Source organism: Streptomyces sp. Y20 (assembly GCF_043195475.1).
In the GTDB taxonomy this organism is placed as follows: domain Bacteria; phylum Actinomycetota; class Actinomycetes; order Streptomycetales; family Streptomycetaceae; genus Streptomyces.
Genome location: NZ_JBIDDP010000017.1, coordinates 130,316 through 153,804 on the forward strand (window position 1 = coordinate 130,316; position 23,489 = coordinate 153,804).

The window sequence follows — 23,489 nt, forward strand, 5'->3', positions numbered from 1 at the left end:
CTGACGTGACGATGGGGGAGTGGGCGGGTGGGCGAGTGTACGGAGCCGGTGCTCAGGGGCGGGCGCGGCGCACGTCGATGTTCCCGTAACGGGTACGGGCGCGGACCTCGACGGTGCCCTCCGACTTCTCGGGGGTCTCGGAGGCGGTGAGCGTGTTGCGCACCTGCCCGTGGCCGGAGCTGACGTCGAGCCAGGCGGCGGTGCCCTCGCGGACACCGACCTCGATGGCGCCGTAGGACGTCTCCAACTGCACGGTGCCGCGCGCGACCTCGACGACGCGCAGGGTGCCGTGGGCGGTGGTGGCGGTGACCGAGCCCTCGGCGCGCGCGATGTCGATGTCACCATTGGCGCCGCTCACCCGCAGCTCACCGGTCGCGGCGCCCACGGTCGTGGTGCCGTGCGAGTTCTTCAGGACGGCGGGGCCGTCGACCGTGCCGACACGCAGGCTGCCGGAGCTGGTGGCGATCTCGGCCATGCCCTCGATCCGGTCGACGGTGATCGAGCCGTGGGAGGCGGTCAGGTGGAGCGGCCCGGTGGTGTCCAGGCGGACGTCACCGGACGAGGTCTTCACGCGCACCTCGCCGAGCCGGCCCTCGCCGAGCACCTGCACCCACGAGCCGGTCATGTCGACGTGCGAGCCCGTGGGCAGTTCGACCGTCACGTCGACGGTGCCGGCGCGCCCGACGAGACTGCGGCTCTTGGGCGTCCTGACCGTCAGGACTCCGCTCGCGTACGTCACCTCGGTCTGGGCCGCGGCCCGCACGTCCTGGTCCCGCTTCGGGTCACGGGGCAGCACCTCGACGACCGTGTCGGGGCGGTCGCCCGCGGCGAACCGGATGGAACCCGCGTACACGTGGGCGGTGGCCGAAACCGGTTCGGGAGTGTCGAAAGAAGGCATGACTGTTCCGTCCTCTTGGGTCTTCGGTTCGTCCCCGCTGGTGGGACGTGGTGTGGGTGAAGTGGGGCGGTGTGACGGGCGGGTACGGTCAGCGCACCCAGCCCGTGAAGCTCTGGCCGATGGTCTGGGTCTTCTCCGGCGTGCGCGGCCGCGTGCCGCTGTCGACCGCGGCCGACACGGCCCGGACCAGCCACGCGTTGACCGACAGGCCCTCGCGGCTCGCGGCCTCCTCGGCGCGGGTCTTCAGCTGGGCCGGCAGACGCAGGTTGACGCGGGCGGTGCCGCCCTCGTCGGTGTCGGCGGGCGCCTGGGCCCTGGGCGGTTCGACGGGCGCGGTGACCGCCTCCGTCGCACCGGCGTCGGTGGGGGGCGGTGTCACCACGAAGTCGGGGTCCAGCCCGCGCAGCCGTACGTCGACCGAGCCGGGGGCGAGGTCGCGGGTGACCTCGTCCATCGCGGCGGAGAGCACGTGGAGCATGGTCAGCCGGGTCGCCGACTCCAGGGGTGCGGTGAGCCGCTCGGCCAGCTCGCGGGCTTCCTTCCCGCCGGCTTCGGCGGCCACCGCGAGTTCCCGGCGCAGGGCTTCGACATAGGGAGTGAGGTCCATGACGCCATCATGGCGCCAAAGTGGTGCCATGCGCAAGCCTTGGTGATGCCTCACTGGGGGCAGATTTTCGAGCGTGGCGCGGAGACATCACTTGGCGGTGGGTGGCGCCAAGCGGTGCCACGTGGTGTCACTGGGGATCGAGAGAAGCTGCCGGCCGTACGTGTGACAGAACTGCGGGCGTGCGGCATGGAGAAAATCTGTCACGGCGGCAGTAGACATTGCCCTGCCGCTGGGCTACTGTTGTCCACATAGCCAAGAAGTCCAGACGGGCACGGCAGAGACGAACTGCCGTGCATGCAGCTCAAGCACGATGTGACCCGAAAGGTCACCAGCAGTACGAGCAGTACAGAACCAGGTAACGAAAGTAAGGAGCGGACGCCATCAGGATCGCCCGGGCGAGGAAGAAGTCCGCCCGGGTACCGCAGGCCCCGGAATGGAAGGTGGTCCCCGGTCACGCATCCGCGATCCCCGCAGCCCCGCCCTCCCAGGCGGAGTCTGTGGACAGAGAACGCCGGCGAAGTCTGCCGGTAGATGGTGTTGAAAGCTCGGGGCCCGGGTGCCGCAAGGCGCCCGGGCCCCCCGATGCGTCCCCGGGAAGAAGAGGTCTATGCCCCCTCGCAGTACCCGCGCCGTCGACACTCTCGACGATGACGACTACCCCGCCTACACGATGGGCCGGGCCGCCGAGATGCTCGGCACCACCCCCGCCTTCCTCCGCGCACTGGGCGAACACCGCCTGATCACCCCCCTGCGCTCCGAGGGCGGCCACCGCCGCTACTCCCGTTACCAGCTGCGCGTCGCCGCCCGCGCGCGCGAACTCGTCGACCAGGGCACCCCGATCGAGGCCGCCTGCCGCATCGTCATCCTCGAGGACCAGCTCGAGGAAGCTCAGCGCATCAACGAGCAACTGCGCGCCCGGGGCGGCGGGGCGCAGTCCAAGATTCCGGTCTGACCCGGCCTCCGAGGCCCGGACCCCGGCCGCCGGCAGGCGCACGCCCCCTGCCGGCGGCCGGGGCCGTTCACAGGGGTGTCCGTACGGCCAGCAAGGCGACGTCGTCCAGGCCGGGCGGGTGGACGCGGCGCAGCAGCTCGTCGGTGAAGGACTCCAGGGAACGGTGGGCGAGGGCGGCGGCGTGCTGGCGCAGCCGGTCCAGGCCGTCGTCCAGGGTCTGCCCGGGCGCTTCGATCATGCCGTCGGTGTACAGCAGCAGGGTCGACCCGGGCGGCAGCAGGACCGTGGCGTCGGGGCGGGAGGCGTTGACTCCCGTACCCAGGAGGAGTCCGTGGCCGTCGGTGAGGTAGGACGCCAGGCCGTCGCGGGTGACGAGCAGGGGCGGCGGGTGGCCGGCGTTGGTCCAGGACAGCACCCAGTCGCCGCCGCCGTCCCGGGCCACCCGGGCCATGACGAGGGTGGCCATGGTGACGTCGGTGATGGGCATCATCGCCTGGTCCAGCCGTTCGACGATGCGGCTGGGGGCTTCCTCGTGCGACCAGGCGTAGGCGCGCAGCATGTTGCGCAGCTGGGCCATGCCGGCCGCGGCCTCCAGGTCGTGGCCCACGACGTCCCCGATGACCAGGGCCGTGGCCCCGTCGGACAGGGTGAAGGCGTCGTACCAGTCGCCGCCGACGTGCGAGCCGTCGGGGGCGGGCAGGTAGCGGACCGTCATCTGGAGCCCGGGCACGCGCGGCATCTGCGGCAGCAGGTGGTTCTGCATGGTCTCGGCGACCTTGCGCTGGCGCTGGTAGAGGCGGGCGTTGTCCAGGGCCAGGCCGGCCCGGCGGGCGATGTCCTCGACCAGGGGAAGGTCGGTGCCGGTGAAGTTCCCGGGCTTCTCGGCCCGGCCCAGGGTGAGCGCGCCCAGGACCTCACGGGCCGTGCGTATCGGGGCGATGGCCGCGGAGTGGATGCCGGTGACATCGAACAGGCGGCGCTGTTCCACCGCGATGCCCGAGTCCGGCGGCCCGTGGTACGTCTCGGGGCCGGCCAGGGTGGAGGCGACGCCGCGCAGGGCCCGGGACAGGGGCATCGGGGACTGCTCCGGCACGGGCGGCATCGGCCCCTGGAGATCCTCGTGATGCGTCAGGCGGTCGCCGTCGGCCTGGACCACGGCGGTGCGCCACACCTCGTCGCGTTCGGTGATCAGATCGATGACGACCCAGTCCGCCAGCCGGGGCAGGACCAGGGCCACCAGCCTGCGCAGGGTCTCGTCGACCTCCAGGGTGGAGGTCAGCTGGGTGGTGGTCTCGGCCAGCAGAGCCAGTCGTTCGAGTTCGGTCAGCGGCTCCGCGGCCGGCTGCGGGAGCGCATCCGGATTCGGCACCGGCTCGGGAGGATGGAAGACGACGAGCGTGCCGCTCCTACCCGGACCCAGCGTGTACGGGCTGATCAGCCAGGAGATGGTCAGCACGGAGCCGTCGGCGTGGGCGAAGTAGTCCTTGTCGGCCTGCGCCGGACGTCCGGCGTGGAAGGCCTGCCGCATGCTGCACCGAGTGGCGGGCAGCAGCTGCCCCTCCGGCCCGCGGTGCAGCAGCTCATGGGCGTCATGGCCGACGAGTTCCCCGGCGGAGCGGCCCAGCAGGCGTTCGGCGCCGCTGTTGACGACGAGGATGCGGCCCTGCTCGTCCACGACGTACGCGCCCGCCCCGATGGCCTCCAGCGCGCAGGCCGATCCGGCGGAAGGCACTGCCCGGGTCTCCCGCTGACCGGTCTGCGTCTTCTCCGGTTCCGCCATCTCCTCGCCTCCTGGACCCTCGAGGTGCCACCCCGCTCGTCGCTTCGCACTCGCGGCGCGCCGAGATGCGCCGCACGCCTGGTTGCCGTATGCCCCGTCCTGACGGGGACCTCTCCCATCATGCCGTGCCCGCGGATGTCGGCATCGCCACAGCGTGACCCGGCGCACGCTCCGTCGCGCGCACGCCCGGCCGTACCGAGGCTCACACCCACCGGCCGGAACGCTCGCGTGCACGGCTCCGCCGAGGTGTGTCCGCACGGTGATCGTCCCCGGACCCGTACGATATGGCCGATGTCCCCGACGACCGGTGCCCGATCGCACGCCTCGCCACCGCCCCAGCCGCGGCGGCGTGCGCTGCTCGTGCTGGCGGTGCTGGCCGGGCTGCTCGGTATGCACGCCCTGGCGCCCGGCGGGGGCATGGGGCACGAGGCACACGGGGGGCAGGTCCGGGCCGCGCACGGCACGATCGCCGCCACCGCGCCGGACGACTGCCCGGACGGCGACGGCCACTGCGGTGGCCACCGGCCGCATCACGCCGACCCCGCGTGCGCCTCCGGCGCGGTCGACGGCGGCCCGCAGCTTCCTCCACCGGTCCCCGGTCCGGCGCACGCCGCCGCACCGGTCACCTGCCCGCGTCCCGGCCCGGCCACCGCGCCGGAGGGCGCCCGTGCGCCGCCCGACCTGGCCGAACTCCAACTCCTGCGCATCTAGAGGCCGCTCCGGCCGCCCCCGCCAGGCGCGGGTGCCGCGGCCGTGTCCACGCGTGCCCGAAACCCTCCGGAACAGCAGGAGTTCCCGTATGAACCCCCGTACGCAGACCCCCCGCGCCCTGACGCGCCGTGCCGCCGTCACCGTGGCCGCCGCGACGGCCGCCCTCCTCCTCGCCGCCTGCGGCGGGAGCGGCGGCACCGCGGGCGCCGGCGGCTCCACGCCCTCGGCCACCCCGAGTGCCTCCGCCACCGCGCACAACGCCCAGGACGTCGCCTTCGCGCAGGGCATGATCCCGCACCACCGGCAGGCCCTGGAGATGGCGGAACTCGCCGACGGCCGGGCCTCCTCGGCGCGGGTGAAGGACCTCGCCGCCCGGATCGAGAAGGCCCAGGGGCCGGAGATCCGCACCATGACCGGCTGGCTGACGTCCTGGGGCGAGCAGGTGCCCAAGACCGGCATGGACCACTCCAGTCACTCCGGCATGAGCGGAATGAGTGGCATGCCGGCAATGCCAGGGATGATGGGCGACGACGACATGGCGGCGCTGAGGAAGACCACCGGCAAGGAGTTCGACAGCCGGTTCCTGTCGCTGATGGTCGCGCACCACCAGGGCGCCGTCGAGATGGCCAGGACCGAGCGGAACGAGGGCCGCTACGGTCCCGCCCTGACCATGGCGGACGCCGTCGTGACCGCGCAGACCGCCGAGATCGAGGAGATGAGGCAGCTCCTCGGCGCCGGCTGACCGCACGGCGGGCGGGCGGCGGTGTCCTCACCGCCGCCCGCCCGTCCCTCAGGCCAGTACCTTCGCCAGGGCGGCCAGCGCGCCGCGCAGCTCCTCCGCCGTGATCGTCAGCGGCGGCGCCAGCCGGATCGTGGAGCCGTGGGTGTCCTTGACCAGGATTCCCTCGCGCATGAGGCGCTCGCTGATCTCGCGGCCGGTGCCGAGGGCCGGGTCGACATCCACGCCCGCCCACAGCCCGCGCGCCCGGAACCCGGCCACACCGTTGCCGACCAGCCCGGTCAGCCCGTCCCGCAGGATGACGCCCAGCTCGGCCGCCCGGCGCTGGAACTCGCCGGTCTCCAGCAGCTCGACCACGGCCGTGCCGACCGCCGCCGCGAGCGGGTTGCCGCCGAACGTCGAGCCGTGCTCGCCGGGGTGCAGCACGCTGAGCACCTCGCGCCGGGCCACGACCGCCGACACCGGCACGATGCCGCCGCCCAGCGCCTTGCCCAGCAGCAGCACGTCCGGGACGACGTCCTCGTGGTCGACGGCGAGGGTGCGGCCCGTGCGGCCGAGGCCGGACTGGATCTCGTCGGCGATGAACAGGCAGCCTTCGCGGCGGGTCAGCTCGCGCACCCCGGTGAGGTAGCCGTCGTCCGGGACGACCACACCCGCCTCGCCCTGGACGGGCTCGATCAGCACCGCCGCCGTGGTGTCGTCGACGGCCGACTCCAGCGCGGCCAGGTCGTTGTACGGCACGATCCGGAAGCCGGGCGTGAAGGGACCGAAGCCCGCGCGGGCCGTCTCGTCGGTGGAGAAGCTGACGATCGTCGTCGTCCGGCCGTGGAAGTTGTCCGCGACGACCACGATCGTCGCCTGCCCGTCCGGCACCCCCTTCACGTCGTACGCCCACTTGCGCGCCACCTTCACGCCGCTCTCCACCGCCTCCGCGCCGGTGTTCATCGGCAGCACCATGTCCAGGCCGGTCAGCTCGGCGAGCCGTTCGGCGAACCCGGCCAGCCGGTCGTTGTGGAAGGCGCGGGAGGTGAGGGTGAGCCGGTCGAGCTGGCGGTGGGCGGCCTCGATCAGCGCGGGATGCCGGTGGCCGAAGTTGAGGGCCGAGTAGCCGGCCAGCATGTCGAGGTAGCGGTTGCCCTCCACGTCCTCCACCCAGCTGCCCTCGGCGCGGGCCACCACCACGGGCAGCGGGTGGTAGTTGTGCGCGAGGACCGGCTCCTCGGCGCGGATCAGGTCGTCGGACGTACGGGCGCGCGCGGGTGCGGTCATCAGCGGATCTCCTGGGTGCAGCACTTGATGCCTCCGCCGGCCTTGTGGAACTCCGACAGGTCGACGGGGACGGGGACGTAACCGTGGCCGGACAGGCGCTCGGCCAGCGCCTCGGCCCGGGGTGCGATGAAGACGTGGCGGCCGTCGGAGACGGAGTTCAGCCCGAACGCCATCGCGTCGTCTCGGGAGGCGAGCACCGCGTCCGGGTACAGCCGCCGCAGGACCTCCTGGCTGCCCGGCGAGAACGCCTGCGGGTAGTAGCAGATGTTGTCGTCGTCCAGGACGAAAAGCGCCGTGTCCAGGTGGTAGAAGTACGGGTCCACCAGGGTCAGGCCGATCACCGGGTGGCCGAGGAACTCCTGCACCTCCCGGTGCGCCTCCCGGGTGGTGCGGAACCCGGTGCCGGCGAGCACGTACCGGCCGGTCCACACCAGGTCGCCCTCGCCCTCGGCCACGGATCCGGGCCGGTGGACGTCGTAGCCCGCCGTCTTGAACCAGGTGTCGTAGTGCACCGACTCCGGGCGCCGCTGCGGGGCGTGGAAGAGGGAGCCGAAGACCCGGCCGCCGACGACGAACGCCGCGTTCGCCGCGAACACCATGTCGGGCAGGCCCGGGACCGGCGGGACGGTGTCGATCGTGTGGCCGTGGGTGCGGTAGGCGTGGATCAATGCCTGCCACTGTTCCCGGGCGAGATCCACGTCGACGGGCCGGTCGGGAGACATCCAGGGGTTGATCGCGTACTCGACGGTGAAGTGCCTGGGTTCGCAGACCAGGAACCGCCGGGAGCGCTGCACACGCACGTCGGACACAGAGGGTTTCCTCCGCTCTCCTGTGTGTCACGGGGGGTGCCACCACGGTAGGAAGAGAGGGAGACGGACGACAAGCGACATGAGCTGCGCGGACACGCAGGAACGCTGCGTTGTTCCCCGCGGCGGCGCACGAACGCTGCGCGTCCCGGCGCTCACTCGGGTGCCGCGTGGGTGGCGCCCGCCTCCGGGCTCTCCGGCAGCAGGTGGGACAGCACCATCACGCTGATCGTCTTCCGGATGAACGGCTCGGCGCGGATCCGTTCCAGCACCTCCTCGAAGTGCTCCACGTCCCGGGCGCGTACGTGCAGCAGCGCGTCGGCGCCCCCGGTGACCGTCATGGCCGCCGCTATCTCCGGATGGTTGCGGACGACCTCCGCCAGGCGCCGGGGCGGGGCTGCGCCCTCGCAGTAGACCTCGACGTACGCCTCCGTGCGCCAGCCCAGCGCCGAGGGCCGAACCGTCGCCGTGAACCCGGTGATCACCCCCGTCTCGCGCAGCCGGTCCACGCGCCGCTTGACCGCCGTGGCGGAGAGCCCGATCACCGCGCCGATCTCGGCGAAGCTGGTCCGGGCGTTGCCCATCAGCGCGGTGATGATCCGGCGGTCCAGCTCGTCGAAGGAGGGCGTCCTGCTGTTCATGCGGGCACTGTAGTGAACGGGCGCGCCAGGGACGGGCTCACGACCGGGTGACGACCATGGCGAGGGTCAGCAGCCCCAGCACCACCCAGCCGAACCACAGCCAGCCGTTGCCGCCGAGGGCGACCGTGTAGGCGGTCACGACGACGAGCCCGCCGACCGTGAGCACCCCCATCGTCCTGGTGGAACCGTTCATGGAACCGTTCGTGGATCCGCTCATCGCGACACCCTCCTCATGGTCCGTCCACGACCATGGTGCCCCGATTCCCGTCCGGAGGGGATACCCCCACCGCTGCCGGGGGCGACGGGACCGCCCCGCGGGGAGCGGGCGGGTCAGCCCTTGCGGGCGTCGAGGGATGCCAGATAGGCGTTGTACGCGGCCAGCTCCTTGTCGCCGTCCCGGTCGGCGGCCCGGTCCGTGCGCCTGGCCTGCCGCTGCTCGGAGCGGTACCACTGGAACAGCAGCGCTATCAGCACCAGCACCGACGGGATCTCGCTGAACGCCCACGCGATGCCACCCGCCGCGCTCTGGTCGGACAGCGCGTCGACGGCGAGCGAGGCCGACGGGTGCCGGAAGGTGTCCACCATCGGCGTCGACGCCATCATCAGCGCGATGCCGAAGAAGGCGTGGAACGGCATGCCCGCGAACAGCTCCAGCATCCGCATCAGATGACCCGGCCGGTGCGGGCCCGGGTCGACGCCGATGATCGGCCAGAAGAACACCACCCCGACGGCGAGGAAGTGCACCATCATCGCGATGTGCCCGGTCCGGGAGCCCATCAGGAAGTCGAACAGCGGGGAGAAGTACAGGGCGTACAGGCTCGCGATGAACAGCGGGATCGTGAACGCCGGATGCGTGATGATCCGCATGTACCGGCTGTGCAGGAGCATCAGCAGCAGCTCGCGCGGGCCCGTGCGGCCCCGGCCGGCGGCCGGCAGTGCGCGCAGCGCCAGTGTCACCGGGGCACCCAGCAGGATGAGGATCGGCGACAGCATGCTGATCACCATGTGCTGCACCATGTGCACGCTGAACATGACCATGCCGTAGTCGTTCAGCCTGGTGCACATCACCAGCACGATGGTGAGCACGCCGACGACGTACGACACGGTCCGCGAGACCGGCCAGGCGTCCCCGCGCCGCCGCAGCCGCACGACACCCCAGCCGTACAGGGCCAGCCCGGCCAGACAGGCGACGAGGAAGAAGGGGTCCGCCGACCATCCGAGCCCTCGTCCCAGCGTGAACGGCGGCAGATCCATGGTCATGCCGTGCCCGCTGTGATCCATCCGCCGGCTCCTGATTCGTGGGGGTTGTGCGAGTTGTCCGCCCCAAGAGTAGAACCGCCCCCGGTCACGACCGTGACCGGGGGCGGCATGTCAGGCTCCGGGCCACCGCGCTACAGGACGCACTCCGCCTCGACGTACCGCGCCGGCGGCACCGTCTTCAGCGTCTCCACGGCCTCCGCCAGCGACACCATCACGATGTCGGTCCCGCGCAGCGCCGTCATCCTGCCGAACTCGCCCCGGTGCACGGCCTCCACCGCGTGCCAGCCGAACCGCGTCGCCAGCACCCGGTCGTACGCCGTCGGTGTGCCGCCCCGCTGCACATGCCCGAGGATGACCGGCCGGGCCTCCTTGCCGAGCCGCCGCTCCAGCTCGACCGACAGCTGCCGGGCGATCCCCGCGAAGCGCTCGTGGCCGTAGACGTCCTTGCCGCCCTCGTCGAAGTCCATGGACCCCGGGCGCGGCTTGGCGCCCTCCGCGGCGACGACGATCGCGAACCGCTTGCCCGCCTCGAACCGCTCGCCGACCTTCCGCGTCAACTCGTCGATGTCGAAGGGCCGCTCGGGTACGACGATGGCGTGGGCGCCGGCCGCCATGCCCGAGTGCAGCGCTATCCAGCCGGTGTGCCGGCCCATGACCTCCACGATCAGGACCCGCTGGTGGGACTCGGCGGTGGTCTTCAGCCGGTCCAGCGCCTCGGTGGCGACACCCACCGCCGTGTCGAACCCGAAGGTGACGTCCGTGACGGCGATGTCGTTGTCGATGGTCTTGGGCACGCCCACGATGGGCAGCCCGTTGTCCGACAGCAGCCGGGCCGCCTTCAGCGTGCCCTCACCGCCGATGGGGATGATCGCGTCAAGGCCGAGTTCCGCGACGTGGCCCCGGGCCCGCTCGACCCCGTCCCGCAGATGCTCGGGCCGGACCCGGGAGGAGCCGAGGATGGTGCCGCCGCGCGCCAGGATGCCGCCCACGGCGTCCAGGTCGAGCTTCATGTAGTCGCATTCCAGGAGACCCTTCCAGCCGTCCCGGAAGCCGATGACCTCGTCGCCGTGGTCGGCGACGGCGCGGTGCACGACGGACCGGATGACGGCGTTCAGGCCGGGGCAGTCGCCGCCGGACGTGAGGACACCAATGCGCATAGCCCGAAATACCTTCTCAACGTGGGCCGGGAAACCGGACCACGTTGTCCGGCGGATTCCCGGTCACCCTACCGGCGTGAGGGGGTGGCTCCGTAGCGGGCGTCCGCCTGCTGGACTCGCCCGCACATGTGAGCGGACAGGCCGTCAGGCGGGCCCTCCACGAGCCTGCCCCACCGCGCTGACATCCCGCTGAACACCGGGTTACGCGGGCCGCTGCGCAGCGGTGCTCACGCGGGCTGCTGCGCCGCAGCGATGCGCTCGTCCCGGAGGGCCTCGTACCAGCGGTCGTCGATCGGCGGCAGCGCGTTGACGTCCAGCGCCAGCTTCAGCAGCAGGTCGGCGATCTGCGGGTTGCGGGCGAGCACCGGGCCGTGCATGTACGTGCCGAAGACCGTCCCGTTGTACGCGCCCTCCGTGCCGTCCCCGGTGCCGTTGCCCTTGCCGATCCGCGTCCGGGCGAAGGCGCGGGCGGTGGGGCCGAGGTGGGTGACGCCCTGGTGGTTCTCGAAGCCCGTCAGCGGGGGCAGCCCCAGCTGCGGGTCGATGTCGCCGAGCACGTCACCGACGCACCGCTCGCCCTCGCCGCGCACGGACACCACGTCGAGCAGGCCGAGGCCCGGCTCGCGCTGACCGAGGTCGTTGATGAACTCGTGGCCGAGGATCTGGTAGCCCGCGCAGACGGAGAAGACGATCGCGCCGTTCTCCACCGCCCGCTGGAGATGGCCGTCGCGGCGCAGCCGCTCGGCGGCGAGCCGCTGCGGACGGTCCTCACCGCCGCCGATCAGGTAGATGTCACCGGAGGTGGGGATCGGCTGGTCGCTGCGCACGTCCAGGCGCGCCACGTCCAGGCCGCGCTGCCGGGCCCGGCGCTCCACGACGAGCGCGTTGCCCTGGTCGCCGTAGGTGCTCAGCAGGTCCGGGTAGATCCACACCAGCCGCAGTTGGTTGTCGCTCATGAGGTGATCGCCCTTCGATGATCAGTTGCCGACGCGGCGGCGCAGGTCCTGGAACGCGGTGTAGTTGGCGATGACCTCGATACGGCCCGGCGGGCACATCTGCACGGCCTGGTCGAGGTTCTCGCAGACCTGGAAGTGCTGGTTCGCGACCTCCAGGCGGACGGCGAGGTCCAGCTTCCGGTCGCCGATCACGAAGATCGGGTGGCCGGTCAGCCGCGTGTAGTCGACGTCCCACAGCCAGGAGGTGTCGGTGCCGTCGGCGCCGCGCGCGTTCACGGACAGGATCACGGGGGTGGGCGGCGGGTCGATCAGGGAGAACGTCTCCAGCCAGCCGGCCGGGTTCTTGGCCAGCAGCAGCCGCAGGTCACGCTCCTGGAACCGGACGACGTCGTACCGTCCGGCCACCGCCTGCACCTGGTACATCCGCTCCAGGGCGACCTGCGGCGGCACGCCGAACACGGCGGCGACGGCCGCGGAGCTGGCCGCGTTCGCCTTGTTGGCGCGGCCGGGCAGCTGGAGGTGGATCGGCCAGGCGGAGCCGTGCGGGTCCAGCACGTGGTCCCCGGACAGCGCCCAGGACGCGGTGGGCCGCCGGAAGCCGCACTCGCCGCAGAACCAGTCGTCGCCCGGGCGCTGCATGACGCCACCGCACGACGGGCAGGACCAGGCGTCGTCCTTCCACATCTGCCCGGCTGCGACCCAGATCACATTCGGCGAGGAGGACGCGGCCCACACCACCAGCGGGTCGTCGCAGTTGGCGACGATGACCGCCTTGGAACCGGCCAGGCCCTCACGCCAGTTCTCGGCGAGCATCCGGGTCTCGGCGGCGCGGTCCAGCTGGTCGCGCGAGAGGTTGAGCAGCGCGATGCACTTGGGGCTGGTGTCCCGGGCCACCCCGGCCAGGTACTTCTCGTCGACCTCGATGACGCCGAACTTCGCGTCCGAACCACCCGCCAGCGCCGACGTGATGCCGGCCGGCATGTTGGCGCCCAGCGCGTTCGACACGACCGGGCCCGCGGCGCCCAGCGCCTCCGCGATGAGCCGGGTGGTCGTCGTCTTGCCGTTGGTGGCGGACACCAGGACGACGTCCAGGTTCTGGGCGAGCCGCCCGAGCAGGTCGGGATCGAGTTTCAGCGCGACCTTGCCGCCGATCACCGATCCGCTGCCGCGTCCCGCTGCTCGCGATGCCGCAGCGACCGCCTTGCCCGCGGTCACGGCCAGCTTGGCCCGCGGCGAGAGCGGGTCCGAGGTGCCTGCCATCAGTTCTCGATCCTCCTTGCGTACGCGCCGCGCCTGTGGCCATCCGGCAACGTGGTGTGAACGTCAGCCTATCGAGATCCGTTCGTACACCCGAATCCCGGTCCACGCCTTCCGCGGCGGGGCATGAGCTGAACGAACCGTACCCTTGCCGCCATGCGACACGGTTCCATTCCGGGCGTCCACGGGCGCGTCCGGCCACTCACCCTGCTCGGCGACGCGTCCCTGCGCGAGCCGAGCCGGGACGTCACCGACTTCGGCGCCGGCCTGGCCGCCCTCGTGGAGGACCTCTTCGCCACGATGTACGCGGCGCGCGGGGTGGGCCTGGCCGCGAACCAGATCGGGGTCGGTCTGCGGGTGTTCGTGTACGACTGTCCCGACGACGAGGACGTCCGTCACCTCGGTCACGTGGTCAATCCGCGCCTGGTGGCGGCGGACGGCCTGGTGCTCCGCGGCCCGGAGGGCTGTCTGTCCCTGCCGGGGCTGGAGGCGGGCACGGAACGGTACGACCACGCGGTGGTCGAGGGGTTCACCGTGACCGGTGAGCCCGTCTCGGTCCACGGCACGGGCTTCTTCGCCCGGTGCCTCCAGCACGAGTGCGACCACCTGGACGGGCGCGTGTACGCCGACCACCTCACGGGCCTGCGCAGGCGCAGGCTGCTGCGCCGGATCTCCCGGGCGCCGTGGTACCGGTGAGGTGAGCCGCGCGGGAGGGGGCGGTCAGAACCCGGGACCGCCCAGCCGGTCCCCGGCCGCCGCGAGCCGCCCCCACAGCAGGTCCGCCAGAGAGCGCACCAACTCGGCCCGGGTGCAGGGGCGTTCGCCCAGCCACCAGTCGCCGGCCGCGTGCATCATCCCGACGATGCCGTGCCCCCACACCCGGGCCAGCCGCTGGCTCTCCGGCCCGAGGTCCACCCGCTCCTCGATGACCCGGGCCAGTTCCTCGCCCATCCGCCGCAGCAGCGGGGCGGAGTGCTTGCCCACGTCGAAGCCCTGGTCGTGACCGGTGCTGCCCTCCGCGGGGTGCATCAGGAACCGGTACACCTGGGGCCGGGCCTCGATCGCGGCGAGGTAGGTGTCCAGCGTGGACTCCACCCGCTCCCGTCGGTCCGCCGGGGCGTCCAGCGCGGCCCGCAGCGAGTCGAGCAGCGCGTCGGTGTGCCGCTTGGCGAGAGCGGCGTACAGTCCGCCCTTGTCGCCGAAGTGCCGGTAGAGGATGGGCTTGGTGATGCCGGCCTCCGCCGCGATGGCGTTCATCGACGCCTGCGGGCCGTCGCGCAGCACCACCCGGTCGGCGGCCTCCAGCAGCTCGCGCCGTCGACGGTCGGCGGACCGCTGCTGATCGGTCCGCTGCGTGGTGTCCATGTGCTCTCCCCACCCGTGCTGATTCGGTGACGCCAGCGCAAACTAACACTGACCGGGCCCCTGACATCGAACGGGATGCCGATGACCCGCACCGGTTGACTTTTACTACCGGTCAGTAACAGACTCGCGTTACCGCTAGTAACATCGCACTGCCGCCGCTGGAGGGGACATGGCCGAGTTCACCATGGAGCTGAACGACGAACAGAGGGAAGTCCGGGACTGGCTCCATGGCTTCGCCGCGGACGTGATCCGGCCCGCCGCCGCCGAGTGGGACGAGCGCGAGGAGACGCCCTGGCCGGTCATCCAGGAGGCGGCGAAGGTCGGCATCTACTCCCTCGATTTCTACGCGCAGCAGTACTTCGACCCCACCGGTCTCGGCATCCCGATGGCGATGGAGGAGCTGTTCTGGGGCGACGCGGGCATCGCCCTGTCCATTGTGGGCACGGGCCTGGCCGCCGTGGGCGTTCTCGCCAACGGAACCGAGGAACAGATCGGCACCTGGATCCCGCAGATGTACGGCGACGCCGGTGACGTCAAGGTCGCCGCGTTCTGCTCCTCCGAGCCCGACGCCGGCTCCGACGTCGCCTCGATGCGCACGCGGGCCGTGTACGACGAGGCCAAGGACGAGTGGGTGATCAACGGCACGAAGACCTGGGCGACCAACGGCGGAATCGCCAACGTCCACGTCGTCGTCGCCGTCGTCGACCCGGAGCTGGGCTCCAAGGGCCACGCGTCCTTCATCGTCCCGCCGGGCACGCCGGGCCTCGCGCAGGGCCAGAAGTTCAAGAAGCACGGCATCCGCGCCTCGCACACCGCCGAGGTCATCCTCGACAACGTGCGCGTCCCCGGCTCCTGCCTGCTCGGCGGCAAGCAGAAGCTGGACGAGCGGCTCGCCCGGGCCCGGGAGCGGGCGAAGGCCGCCGGTGGGGAGAGGGTGAAGAACGCGGCGATGGCCACCTTCGAGGCCTCGCGGCCGGCCGTGGGCGCGATGGCGGTCGGCACCGCCCGGGCCGCTTACGAGGTCGCCCTCGACTACGCGAAGACGCGCGAGCAGTTCGGGCGGCCCATCATCGACAACCAGGGCGTGGCCTTCCAGCTCGCGGACATGCGGACGCAGATCGACGCGGCGCGGCTGCTGGTGTGGCGGGCCTCGTGGATGGCGGTCAACGGCAAGCCGTTCACGGCGGCCGAGGGATCGATGTCCAAGCTGTTCGCCAGCGAGACCGCGAAGAAGGTCACCGGGCAGGCCATCCAGATCCTCGGCGGCAACGGGTACACCCGCGAGTACCCGGTGGAGCGGATGCACCGGGACGCGGCCATCTACACGATCTTCGAAGGGACGAGCGAGATCCAGCGGCTCGTCATCGCGCGGACGCTGGCCGGGATGCCGATCCGCTAGCGCCGCGGGGGCGGGTGCGCCGCGGAACGCCGCGCGCGTCACCCGTGCCCCCGCCGGCGGGGACGCTCACCGGTGTCTCAGCGGGGTGAGCTGCTCGATGTCGTACTTGGCCCGCAGCGCCTCGATGGCCTCCTGGTCCGGCGGGCCGCCGTTGCCGAGGATCTCCAGCAGCTCCTCGAAATAGCGCTCGTGATCCGGTGGCGGGCTCGCCTGGAAGAACATCTTCGCGGGCGCGTCCGTCGGGTTCGCGAACGCGTGCGGGCAGCCGGGCGGTACGACGACGACCGTGCCCGGCGTCGCCCGCACCACCGTGCTGCCCGAACCCGACACCCACTTCCGCCAGTTGTCGGGGGTGCGGACGCGGGGCTCGAAGGCGAGGACGTCCAGTTCGCCCTCCAGGACGTAGAACAGCTCCTCGCTGCGCGTGTGCACATGGGCGCCGACGTCGAAGCCCGGCGGGACCTCCACCTCGAAGGTGGAGGCCATCCGCGAGTGGGTTCCGGTGACCTTGAACGTCACCCGCTGGGCCGGCGTCTCCACGACGCGGCCGTGGCCCGGCGGCACGTACAGTCCCTCCGTCTCCGTCATGGGCCGGTCACCAGGTCACCGGCAGGGCCTCGGGGCCCCGGATCAGTGCGCCCTTCCGGAACGGCACCCGGTCCGGCGGCACGGCCAGTCTCAGGTCCGGTATCCGGTCCAGCAGGGCGTCCATCAGCAGTTCCTCCTCCAGTCGGGCCAGCATGCCGCCGGGGCAGTAGTGCGGGCCGAAACCGAACGACACATGCGGGTTGGGACTGCGGGCGAAGTCGATGGTCTCCGGTTCGGGGAAGACGTCCGGGTCGCGGTTGGCGGCCAGGTAGGAGACGTAGACCGCGTCGCCGGCGCGGATGCGGACGCCTTGTATCTCCACATCCTCCAGGGCGATCCGGGACAGGCCGACCGCGTTGCGGTGCGGGATGTAGCGCAGGAGTTCGTCGATCGCCCGGGGGCGGATCTCCGGCTCCGCGCGCAGCCGCTCCACGAGGTCGGGGCGGGTCAGCAGCAGGTAGAACAGCTGCCCGCTGTTGTTGGTGACCGCCTCGCCGCCGATCTGGAGCAGGACGGCGAGGCCGACGGCCTCCTCCTGTGCCACCTCGCCCCGGCCCACGGCGGCACCGAGGAGCGAGGTGACGTCCTCGCCCGTGCTGTTCGCGCGCCCGCCGATCAGGTCCGAGAAGCAGGCGCTCATCTCGCGCTTCGCCTTCTCGCTGACCTCCTTGCCGTGCGCGGAGGACAGGATCAGCTGGGTCCGGTTGTGCATCTCGTCCCGGTCACCCGGCGGCACGCCCATCAGCTCGCAGATCACCGCGATCGGGAACGGGCTGAGCACCGCGCTGGTGAGATCGGCGGGCGGATCGCCCTGGAGCAGCCCGTCCACCAGCTCGTCCAGCATGCCGCGCGCCTTGTCCCGCAGCCGCTCCACGCCCTTCGCCGTGAAGGCGGCGGCGACCGAGCGGCGCAGCCGCGTGTGGTCGGGCGGGTCGAGGAAGCCGACCGCGCCCCGGTCGGGGATGAAGTGCGGGGCGAGCCGGGTCACGGGCTTGTCCATCACCGCCTCCCGGCTGAAGCGGGGGTCGTTGGCCACCGCGCGCACGTCGTCGTACCGGGTGACCAGCCACGCCCAGCCCTCGCCGTTGGGCAGCCGGACGCGGGTGACCGGGCCCTCCCGCATCAGCTCGGCCAGCACCGGGTCGAAGTCCGTCCCGCTCAGGTCGAGCGCCGGCCAGTGCCGGACCGGGGGCGCGAGCCCGGTGAGGGTTTCCTCGGTCATCGCCCGTCCCCGTTCGAGGCGGCCCAGCGGCCCACGGTCATCTCGGCGGTGATGCCGGGGCCGAACCCGGCGAGCAGTCCGCGCGCCCCGTCCTCGGCGCCGCCCTCGTCGAACAGCCGGCGCAGCGCGTCCAGGACGACGGCGCTGGCGATGTTGCCGTAGTCGGTGAGCGTGGCCCGGCTGAACCGGAACGCGTGCGGCTCGACCTTCAGGAACTTGCTGAGGTCGTCGAGTATTCGGGGGCCGCCCGCGTGGATGATGTAGAAGTCCAGGTCGGACGCGTCCCAACCGTGCAGGCCCGCCAGGTCCTTCAGCGCCGGAGCGAGCGGCTCCATCGTCGTGGGGACCCGCTTGTCCAGCAGGAAGTGGAACCCGGTGGCCCGGACGTCGTACGCGATCCAGTCCTCCGTCTTCGGGATGAGGTACGAGCCGTTGCGCTCCAGCCGGACGCCCGTGCCACCCTGCCCGCGCACCACGGCGGCGGCGATGCCGTCACCGAACAGGCCGTTGGAGAGCAGCGAGCCGATGCCGAGGTCGGTGGGCTGGTAGCACAGCGAGCAGAACTCGCAGGCCACGATCAGCGCGTTGGCGTTCGGGTAGGCCGAGCAGAAGTCGTGGGCCCGGTTGATCGCCGCACCGCCGGCGGCGCAACCCAGCTGGGCGATGGGGAGCTGCCGGGTGGTGCTGTCGAAGTCCATCTCGTTGATCAGCCACGCCGTGAGCGAGGGCATCATGAAGCCCGTGCACGAGACGTAGATGATCACGTCGATGTCGCTGGTGAGCAGCTCGGCGTCGTCGAGCGCGCGCTGGATCACCGCGGGGACCCGGGCCTTGGCCTCGGCCTCGTAGAGTTTGTTGCGGTCCTCGAAGCCCGGGTGCTCGAGGGTTTCCTCGATGGGCTGCACGAGGTGCCGGGTCTTCACGCCCGTGTTCTCGATGAGCCGCAGTGCGAGGGGAAGTTGAGGGTGGTCCTCGTGGCGGGAGCGCGCCAGCTCCAGCGTCTCCTCCATCGTGATCACGTGCTCCGGGACCGATACCGAGGGTCTGCACAAAGTCGCCATGAACCGTCCCTGCTTTCCGCGTGCCGGCGGGCCTTCGCCCACCGGTCCGTAGGTGGTTCACCTCTGTGGGTGCTCCACCCACCGTCACCCGGGAGGCCCACGATCTCTCGTTGGACTACTCCGAATCGGTGACTCCGAATACGGCGACCAGGGGAAATTCCGCCGCCGGACGAGGGAAAACACCGGGCCGTCCGTTACGGCGACCGGGCAGGGCGGCCGGAGGGCGGTGGGGGCGGCCGGGGCCGCGGTGGGCGCGGGAACGGCTCACGCCCCCGCGTCCGGCGACACGCGGGCGGCCCTACGGCGCCCCGCTGCTGTGCGCGATGCAGGCCACGTCGATCCGGTCCGCCAGCTTCGCGAGTTCGATGGTCAGGGCGGCGACCGTGTCCTCGTCCAGCCGCTGCTCCCCGGCGTCGACGAGGTGCAGCCACCGCGCGCCCACGGTCCGCAACAACTTACTCACGTCGGCCGCGGCCACCTGCAAGGTACCGCGGTCGTCGACGATCAGAGGCAGGGTCACTTCGCGGTTCACAGAACGGGATGTTAGCCGCGTGGCGCTCACGCACCCTGCCAAACCGTGGTGATGTTGCAGAACTCCCGGATTCCGTGCCCGGACAGCTCACGCCCGTACCCCGACCGCTTGACCCCGCCGAACGGGAACGCCGGATGCGAGGCGGTCATCCCGTTGACGTACACGGCACCGGCCTCCAGGTCCCGCGCGAACCGGTCGACCTCGCTCTCGTCCCGCGTCCACACGTTGGAACTCAGGCCGAACATCGAGTCGTTGGCGATGAGGACGGCCTCGTCCAGGTCGCCGGCCCGGTACAGCGTGGCGACCGGTCCGAACGTCTCCTCGCGGTGGACGCGCATCTCGCGGGTGATGCCGGCCAGCACGGTCGGCGGGTAGTACCAGCCCGGCCCGTCGGGCCGCTGCCCGCCGCACAGCACCTCGGCGCCGCCCCGCCGCGCGTCGTCGACCAGCTCCTCCAGATCGGTCCGCCCCCGCTCGCTGGCGAGCGGCCCCACCTCGGTGTCCTCCTCCAGCGGGTCGCCGACCCGCAGGGACCGCATACCGGCGGCGAACTTCTGCGCGAAGGCGTCGTAGACGTCGGTGTGCACGATGAACCGCTTGGCGGCGATGCAGGACTGCCCGTTGTTCTGCACCCGCGCGGTCACCGCGACCTCGGCCGCGCGGTCCAGGTCGGCGGAGGGCATGACGACGAAGGGGTCGCTGCCGCCCAGCTCCAGCACCGTCTTCTTGATCATCTCCCCGGCGGTGGAGGCGACCGCCCGGCCCGCCGGCTCGCTGCCGGTCAGGGTGGCGGCCTTCACGCGCTCGTCGCGCAGGATGTCGTCCACCGCCGCGGAGCCGATCAGCAGCGTCTGGAAGCAGCCCTCCGAGAAGCCCGCCCGGTGGAACAGGTCCTCCAGGTACAGGGCCGTCTGAGGCACATTGGAGGCGTGCTTGAGCAGGCCCACGTTGCCGGCCATCAGCGCGGGCGCGGCGAACCGGATCACCTGCCAGAGCGGGAAGTTCCAGGGCATCACGGCGAGGACCGGGCCGAGCGGGCGGTAGCGCACCCGCACCCGCGAGGCGCCGGAGTCCCGCACGTCCTGCTCGGGCGGCTCCTCGTCGGCGAGCAGTCCCTCGGCGCGCTCCGCGTACCAGCGCATGGCCTTGGCGCACTTCGCGGCCTCCGCCCGCGCCTGCCCGACCGGCTTGCCCATCTCGGTGGTCATCACCCGGCCGATCTCCTGCCGGTCCTCGTCCAGCAGGTCGGCGGCCCTGCTCAGCAGCCGGGCACGCTCGGCGAACGTGGTCGTGCGGTAGGTGCGGAACGTGGCCTCGGCGAGCTGGAGCCGGCGTTCCAGCTCCTCCTCGCCCATGGGTTCGTACGTCTTGAGCGTCTCGCCGTTCGCCGGGTTCACCGTCGCGATGGGCATGGCCGACCTCCCTGGGAGCGGGCTTCCTTTGACCTTCGCGCGCGGCAGGGCCGACCGCAACGCGTGGCCGCCCGTGTCAGCCCGAGTGCTCCGCCAGCCGGTCGAGAAACGCGGCCTGCGCCGCGACGATCACCGCACGGGCCCGGTCCGGAGCGAACCACGCCACCCGGTCCAGCTCCGGGAACTCCTGACTGCGGCCGGACCTCGGCGGCCACTCCATGGTGAAGGTTCCGGGGACGATCGCTCCCGGGTCCAGGTCCCCCTCCACGGCCCACGCGGTGACGATCTTCCCGTTGCGCTGCACGACCTCACCCAGCGCTACGGCCTCGCCGTCGGGCGGCGCGATCCCCAGCTCCTCCCGGAACTCCCGCCGGGCCGCCTCCCAGGCCGGTTCGTCCGGCTCGTACTCACCCTTGGGCACGGTCCACGCGCCCACGTCCTTCTTCGCCCACAGCGGACCGCCCATATGGCCGAGCAGCACCTCCAGCCCGTCCTCGGTGTGCCGGAACACCAGCAGTCCCGCACTGCGCTTCGTCGCACGCACCGTCACGGTGTGACCTCCGGGTGGGCCGCCAGCAGGGCCTCCACGGTATCGGCCTCCTCCGGGCGCTTGTCCTCCCGGTAGCGGACCACGCGGGCGAAGCGGAGGGTCACACCGGCCGGGTAGCGGGAGGAGCGCTGCAGGCCGTCGTAGGCGATCTCCACGACGAGTTCGGGGCGGACCCGGATCACCCAGCCCTCGTCCTCGACGGCCAGCTCCTGGAGCCGTTCCGTCTGCCAGGCGAGCATCGCGTCGGTCATGCCCTTGAAGGTCTTGCCGAGCATCGTGAAGGTGCCGTCCGGGTTGCGGGCGCCCAGGTGGAGGTTGGAGAGCCTGCCGGTGCGGCGGCCGTGGCCCCACTCGGCGCCCAGGACCACCAGGTCCAGCGTGTGGACGGGCTTGACCTTGAGCCAGGAGGCACCGCGCCGGCCCGCGCTGTACGGCGCGTCCAGTGCCTTGACCACCACGCCCTCGTGGCCGCGGGCCAGGGTGTCGGCGAGGAACCGTTCCGCCTCCGGGATGTCCGGCGGCCCGGAGGCGACCGTCCGGCGCACCCGCATGGGCTCGGGCACCAGCCGGGCCAGTTCCGCGTGCCGCTCGGCGAAGGGCAGGTCGAGCAGGTCGCGGCCGTCGACCGAGAGGGCGTCGAAGAAGACGGGGGAGACCGGGGTCCCCTCGGCGGCCCTGGTCACGTCCGTACGCGAACCCACCCGGCCCGCCGTCTCCTGGAAGGAGCGGGGCCGCCCGCCGGCGCCGAAGGAGATCACCTCACCGTCCAGGATGAACCGCTCGCCCCGCAACTCCAGCGCGGCGGCGACCACTTCGGGCAGCCGTCCGGTGATCTCGTCCAGGGTGCGGGTGTGGATCCGTACCGCGTCGCCGTCCCGGTGGACCTGGACCCGGATGCCGTCCAGCTTCTCCTCCACCGCGCAGGTGCCCAGCTTCTCCACCGCCTCCGCGACCGAGGAGGCGCTGTGCGCCAGCATGGGCAGCACCGGGCGGCCGACGGTGAGCCGGAACGCCTCCAGCGCCCGGGGACCCTCGCCGAGCAGTGCCCGGGCCACCGCCTGGAGCGAACCCGCGAGCATCACGGCCCGCCGTACGTCTGCCGGGTCCGCGCCGGTCGCGCGGGCCAGCCCCTCCACCGCGACCGCGTCCAGCGCGCCCTGCCGGACCTCGCCGGTGAGCAGGCCGAGCAGGAAGCGCTGTTCCGCCTCCGTGGCCGCGCCCATCAGCTCGCCGACGATCCGGACCCGCTCCGCCTGGGAGCCGGGCCCGGAGACCTTGCCCAGCTCGGTGAGCCGGGCGTCGACCTCCTGGACGGTGAGCGTGGGCTCGGCCGCCGGCGGGACCGGCGGGCTCAGCACCTTCCAGCCGACCCCGAGCCGGCCCTGCGGCAGGCGCCCGGCCAGGTAGGGGATGACGATCGGCACGTCGTCCGCCTCCGCGTCGCGGAACAGCTCCGCGAGCAGCGCGGTCTTGCGGGACCGGGCGGCCGTCGCGGCGACGTCCCGGGACACCTCGGCCAATCGGGTCAGCAGCATGCAGTCATGGTGCACCGCGGGTGCGCGGCCCACACCCGGACGGCCGCACCGGATGCGGCGAGCAGCGGAAGTCACCTGATCACTGCCCGTCGGCCGCCCGATGCCCACCGTGCCGTATTGACAAACACCCTTGCCGAATCTGCAATACGGGCATGAGTACCGACGACGTCCTCGCCGAGGTGGGCCCGCGGCTGCGGCGTGTCCGCAAGGAGCGGGAGGTGACCCTGGCGGCGCTGTCCGAGGCCACCGGCATCTCCGTCAGCACCCTCTCCCGGCTGGAGTCCGGCCTGCGCCGGCCCAGCCTGGAGCTGCTGCTTCCCATCGCCGAGGCCCACCAGGTCCCGCTGGACGAGCTGGTCGGCGCCCCGCCGGCCGGCGACCCCCGGGTGCGGGCGAAGCCCGTCCGGCGCAACGGCCGCGTGTTCTGGCCGCTGACCCGCCAGCCCGGCGGTCTCCAGGCCTACAAGGTGCGCGAACCGGAGCGCAGGCAGGCGCCGGAGCCGCGCACCCACGAGGGATACGAGTGGCTGTACGTGCTGTCCGGGCGGTTGCGGCTGGTGCTCGGCGAGCACGACGTCGTGCTGGCGGCGGGGGAGGCGGCGGAGTTCGACACGCGCGTGCCGCACTGGTTCGGGTCGACGGGGGAGGGGCCCGTGGAGTTCCTCAGCCTCTTCGGGCCGCAGGGGGAGCGGATGCACGTCCGGGCACGGCCGGCCCGTACGTGACGCACCCGACTGTTCCCTGATCGGCAAGCGACCGCTTAGTATGCGATCGGACCCGGTCAGACGAAGC

25 protein-coding genes are annotated in these 23,489 nt (G+C 72.1%); 6 read left to right on the forward strand and 19 right to left on the reverse strand.

What is annotated here, in order from left to right:
* Positions 1-52 precede the first annotated feature (52 nt).
* Both ACGFT1_RS32130 and ACGFT1_RS32135 read right to left on the reverse strand, forming a co-directional pair.
* On the reverse strand, positions 53-898 hold the full coding sequence (locus ACGFT1_RS32130) for a DUF4097 domain-containing protein (protein WP_373912496.1): 846 nt from the start codon (positions 896-898) through the stop codon (positions 53-55).
* Positions 899-986: 88 nt separating this feature from the next.
* Positions 987-1,505 carry a hypothetical protein gene (locus ACGFT1_RS32135; protein WP_373912497.1) on the reverse strand — a complete coding sequence of 173 codons (519 nt, stop codon included), beginning with the start codon at positions 1,503-1,505 and terminating at the stop codon, positions 987-989.
* 607 nt (positions 1,506-2,112) lie between these two features.
* On the opposite strand from ACGFT1_RS32135, the gene ACGFT1_RS32140 reads away from it, so the two are divergent.
* A complete protein-coding gene (locus ACGFT1_RS32140) occupies positions 2,113-2,457 on the forward strand; it encodes a MerR family transcriptional regulator (RefSeq protein WP_373912498.1) in 345 nt (114 codons plus the stop codon).
* 67 nt (positions 2,458-2,524) lie between these two features.
* Here the strand turns inward: ACGFT1_RS32140 and ACGFT1_RS32145 are convergent, their stop codons facing one another.
* On the reverse strand, positions 2,525-4,237 hold the full coding sequence (locus tag ACGFT1_RS32145) for a SpoIIE family protein phosphatase (RefSeq protein ID WP_373912499.1): 1,713 nt from the start codon (positions 4,235-4,237) through the stop codon (positions 2,525-2,527).
* 291 nt (positions 4,238-4,528) lie between these two features.
* Between ACGFT1_RS32145 and ACGFT1_RS32150 the strand changes: the two genes are divergently transcribed.
* The gene (locus tag ACGFT1_RS32150) at positions 4,529-4,948 is read left to right on the forward strand and encodes a DUF6153 family protein (protein ID WP_373912500.1); all 420 of its coding nucleotides are present in this window, start codon (positions 4,529-4,531) and stop codon (positions 4,946-4,948) included.
* Between the two features lie 88 nt (positions 4,949-5,036).
* Entirely contained in the window at positions 5,037-5,690 is a 654-nt protein-coding gene (locus ACGFT1_RS32155; RefSeq protein ID WP_373912501.1) for a DUF305 domain-containing protein, read from the forward strand.
* 48 nt (positions 5,691-5,738) lie between these two features.
* On the opposite strand, the gene rocD is transcribed toward ACGFT1_RS32155, so the two are convergent.
* The 8 genes from rocD to ACGFT1_RS32195 all read right to left on the reverse strand — a co-directional run bounded on the left by rocD (position 5,739) and on the right by ACGFT1_RS32195 (position 13,036).
* Positions 5,739-6,956 (reverse strand): ornithine--oxo-acid transaminase, encoded by a 1,218-nt coding sequence (gene rocD / locus ACGFT1_RS32160; RefSeq protein ID WP_373912502.1) that lies wholly within the window; start codon positions 6,954-6,956, stop codon positions 5,739-5,741.
* Complete coding sequence (gene ddaH / locus ACGFT1_RS32165; RefSeq protein WP_373912503.1) at positions 6,956-7,765, reverse strand: dimethylargininase; 810 nt, start codon at positions 7,763-7,765, stop codon at positions 6,956-6,958. Before ddaH ends, rocD begins: the two co-directional genes overlap by 1 nt.
* A gap of 152 nt (positions 7,766-7,917) precedes the next feature.
* The gene (locus tag ACGFT1_RS32170; protein WP_356826279.1) at positions 7,918-8,403 is read right to left on the reverse strand and encodes an Lrp/AsnC family transcriptional regulator; all 486 of its coding nucleotides are present in this window, start codon (positions 8,401-8,403) and stop codon (positions 7,918-7,920) included.
* Positions 8,404-8,440: 37 nt separating this feature from the next.
* Entirely contained in the window at positions 8,441-8,620 is a 180-nt protein-coding gene (locus ACGFT1_RS32175; protein WP_373912504.1) for a hypothetical protein, read from the reverse strand.
* A gap of 113 nt (positions 8,621-8,733) precedes the next feature.
* Entirely contained in the window at positions 8,734-9,684 is a 951-nt protein-coding gene (locus ACGFT1_RS32180) for a cytochrome c oxidase assembly protein (protein ID WP_373912505.1), read from the reverse strand.
* 110 nt (positions 9,685-9,794) lie between these two features.
* Entirely contained in the window at positions 9,795-10,820 is a 1,026-nt protein-coding gene (locus ACGFT1_RS32185) for a 6-phosphofructokinase (protein ID WP_373912506.1), read from the reverse strand.
* A 227-nt stretch (positions 10,821-11,047) separates the two neighbouring features.
* Entirely contained in the window at positions 11,048-11,776 is a 729-nt protein-coding gene (locus ACGFT1_RS32190) for a glutamine amidotransferase (protein WP_356826287.1), read from the reverse strand.
* A 21-nt stretch (positions 11,777-11,797) separates the two neighbouring features.
* A complete protein-coding gene (locus tag ACGFT1_RS32195) occupies positions 11,798-13,036 on the reverse strand; it encodes a MurT ligase domain-containing protein (RefSeq protein ID WP_373912507.1) in 1,239 nt (412 codons plus the stop codon).
* Between the two features lie 153 nt (positions 13,037-13,189).
* Here ACGFT1_RS32195 and def point away from each other — a divergent pair, with 153 nt between their 5' ends.
* Complete coding sequence (gene def / locus ACGFT1_RS32200; protein ID WP_373912508.1) at positions 13,190-13,729, forward strand: peptide deformylase; 540 nt, start codon at positions 13,190-13,192, stop codon at positions 13,727-13,729.
* Between the two features lie 24 nt (positions 13,730-13,753).
* On the opposite strand, the gene ACGFT1_RS32205 is transcribed toward def, so the two are convergent.
* Positions 13,754-14,398: a TetR family transcriptional regulator gene (locus ACGFT1_RS32205; RefSeq protein WP_356826293.1), complete on the reverse strand. Its 645-nt coding sequence runs from the start codon at positions 14,396-14,398 to the stop codon at positions 13,754-13,756.
* Positions 14,399-14,567: 169 nt separating this feature from the next.
* Between ACGFT1_RS32205 and ACGFT1_RS32210 the strand changes: the two genes are divergently transcribed.
* Positions 14,568-15,797 carry an acyl-CoA dehydrogenase family protein gene (locus ACGFT1_RS32210; protein ID WP_373912509.1) on the forward strand — a complete coding sequence of 410 codons (1,230 nt, stop codon included), beginning with the start codon at positions 14,568-14,570 and terminating at the stop codon, positions 15,795-15,797.
* A gap of 66 nt (positions 15,798-15,863) precedes the next feature.
* Here the strand turns inward: ACGFT1_RS32210 and ACGFT1_RS32215 are convergent, their stop codons facing one another.
* From ACGFT1_RS32215 to ACGFT1_RS32245, 7 genes are all read right to left on the reverse strand, one after another.
* Entirely contained in the window at positions 15,864-16,385 is a 522-nt protein-coding gene (locus tag ACGFT1_RS32215) for a cupin domain-containing protein (protein ID WP_373912510.1), read from the reverse strand.
* Between the two features lie 7 nt (positions 16,386-16,392).
* Entirely contained in the window at positions 16,393-17,607 is a 1,215-nt protein-coding gene (locus tag ACGFT1_RS32220) for a cytochrome P450 (protein WP_373912511.1), read from the reverse strand.
* Positions 17,604-18,668, reverse strand: coding sequence for a type III polyketide synthase (locus tag ACGFT1_RS32225; RefSeq protein WP_373912512.1), 1,065 nt, complete (start codon positions 18,666-18,668; stop codon positions 17,604-17,606). The genes ACGFT1_RS32220 and ACGFT1_RS32225 overlap by 4 nt, the downstream gene beginning before the upstream one ends.
* Positions 18,669-18,966: 298 nt before the next feature.
* Positions 18,967-19,200, reverse strand: coding sequence for a DUF6213 family protein (locus ACGFT1_RS32230; RefSeq protein WP_361995957.1), 234 nt, complete (start codon positions 19,198-19,200; stop codon positions 18,967-18,969).
* A 26-nt stretch (positions 19,201-19,226) separates the two neighbouring features.
* Positions 19,227-20,612 (reverse strand): NADP-dependent succinic semialdehyde dehydrogenase, encoded by a 1,386-nt coding sequence (locus ACGFT1_RS32235; protein WP_373912513.1) that lies wholly within the window; start codon positions 20,610-20,612, stop codon positions 19,227-19,229.
* Between the two features lie 76 nt (positions 20,613-20,688).
* Positions 20,689-21,162, reverse strand: a complete 474-nt coding sequence (locus tag ACGFT1_RS32240; protein WP_373912514.1) for an NUDIX domain-containing protein — start codon at positions 21,160-21,162, stop codon at positions 20,689-20,691.
* On the reverse strand, positions 21,159-22,697 hold the full coding sequence (locus ACGFT1_RS32245) for an ATP-dependent DNA ligase (protein WP_373912515.1): 1,539 nt from the start codon (positions 22,695-22,697) through the stop codon (positions 21,159-21,161). The genes ACGFT1_RS32240 and ACGFT1_RS32245 overlap by 4 nt, the downstream gene beginning before the upstream one ends.
* A 152-nt stretch (positions 22,698-22,849) precedes the next feature.
* Between ACGFT1_RS32245 and ACGFT1_RS32250 the strand changes: the two genes are divergently transcribed.
* Positions 22,850-23,422 carry a helix-turn-helix domain-containing protein gene (locus ACGFT1_RS32250; RefSeq protein ID WP_373912516.1) on the forward strand — a complete coding sequence of 191 codons (573 nt, stop codon included), beginning with the start codon at positions 22,850-22,852 and terminating at the stop codon, positions 23,420-23,422.
* Positions 23,423-23,489 lie beyond the last annotated feature (67 nt).

Bases quoted from the DNA above. Each gene is read 5' to 3' on its own strand.
- ACGFT1_RS32245 (WP_373912515.1), bottom strand. From the start codon at position 22,697: ATGCTGCTGACCCGATTGGCCGAGGTGTCCCGGGACGTCGCCGCGACG.
- ACGFT1_RS32210 (WP_373912509.1), top strand. From the start codon at position 14,568: ATGGCCGAGTTCACCATGGAGCTGAACGACGAACAGAGGGAAGTCCGG.
- ACGFT1_RS32185 (WP_373912506.1), bottom strand. From the start codon at position 10,820: ATGCGCATTGGTGTCCTCACGTCCGGCGGCGACTGCCCCGGCCTGAAC.
- def (WP_373912508.1), top strand. From the start codon at position 13,190: ATGCGACACGGTTCCATTCCGGGCGTCCACGGGCGCGTCCGGCCACTC.
- ACGFT1_RS32195 (WP_373912507.1), bottom strand. From the start codon at position 13,036: ATGGCAGGCACCTCGGACCCGCTCTCGCCGCGGGCCAAGCTGGCCGTG.
- ACGFT1_RS32215 (WP_373912510.1), bottom strand. From the start codon at position 16,385: ATGACGGAGACGGAGGGACTGTACGTGCCGCCGGGCCACGGCCGCGTC.
- ACGFT1_RS32130 (WP_373912496.1), bottom strand. From the start codon at position 898: ATGCCTTCTTTCGACACTCCCGAACCGGTTTCGGCCACCGCCCACGTG.
- ACGFT1_RS32175 (WP_373912504.1), bottom strand. From the start codon at position 8,620: ATGAGCGGATCCACGAACGGTTCCATGAACGGTTCCACCAGGACGATG.
- ACGFT1_RS32190 (WP_356826287.1), bottom strand. From the start codon at position 11,776: ATGAGCGACAACCAACTGCGGCTGGTGTGGATCTACCCGGACCTGCTG.
- ACGFT1_RS32180 (WP_373912505.1), bottom strand. From the start codon at position 9,684: ATGGATCACAGCGGGCACGGCATGACCATGGATCTGCCGCCGTTCACG.
- ACGFT1_RS32155 (WP_373912501.1), top strand. From the start codon at position 5,037: ATGAACCCCCGTACGCAGACCCCCCGCGCCCTGACGCGCCGTGCCGCC.
- ACGFT1_RS32225 (WP_373912512.1), bottom strand. From the start codon at position 18,668: ATGGCGACTTTGTGCAGACCCTCGGTATCGGTCCCGGAGCACGTGATC.
- ACGFT1_RS32250 (WP_373912516.1), top strand. From the start codon at position 22,850: ATGAGTACCGACGACGTCCTCGCCGAGGTGGGCCCGCGGCTGCGGCGT.
- ACGFT1_RS32150 (WP_373912500.1), top strand. From the start codon at position 4,529: ATGTCCCCGACGACCGGTGCCCGATCGCACGCCTCGCCACCGCCCCAG.
- ACGFT1_RS32140 (WP_373912498.1), top strand. From the start codon at position 2,113: ATGCCCCCTCGCAGTACCCGCGCCGTCGACACTCTCGACGATGACGAC.
- ACGFT1_RS32170 (WP_356826279.1), bottom strand. From the start codon at position 8,403: ATGAACAGCAGGACGCCCTCCTTCGACGAGCTGGACCGCCGGATCATC.
- ACGFT1_RS32145 (WP_373912499.1), bottom strand. From the start codon at position 4,237: ATGGCGGAACCGGAGAAGACGCAGACCGGTCAGCGGGAGACCCGGGCA.
- rocD (WP_373912502.1), bottom strand. From the start codon at position 6,956: ATGACCGCACCCGCGCGCGCCCGTACGTCCGACGACCTGATCCGCGCC.
- ACGFT1_RS32220 (WP_373912511.1), bottom strand. From the start codon at position 17,607: ATGACCGAGGAAACCCTCACCGGGCTCGCGCCCCCGGTCCGGCACTGG.
- ACGFT1_RS32205 (WP_356826293.1), bottom strand. From the start codon at position 14,398: ATGGACACCACGCAGCGGACCGATCAGCAGCGGTCCGCCGACCGTCGA.
- ACGFT1_RS32235 (WP_373912513.1), bottom strand. From the start codon at position 20,612: ATGCCCATCGCGACGGTGAACCCGGCGAACGGCGAGACGCTCAAGACG.
- ACGFT1_RS32135 (WP_373912497.1), bottom strand. From the start codon at position 1,505: ATGGACCTCACTCCCTATGTCGAAGCCCTGCGCCGGGAACTCGCGGTG.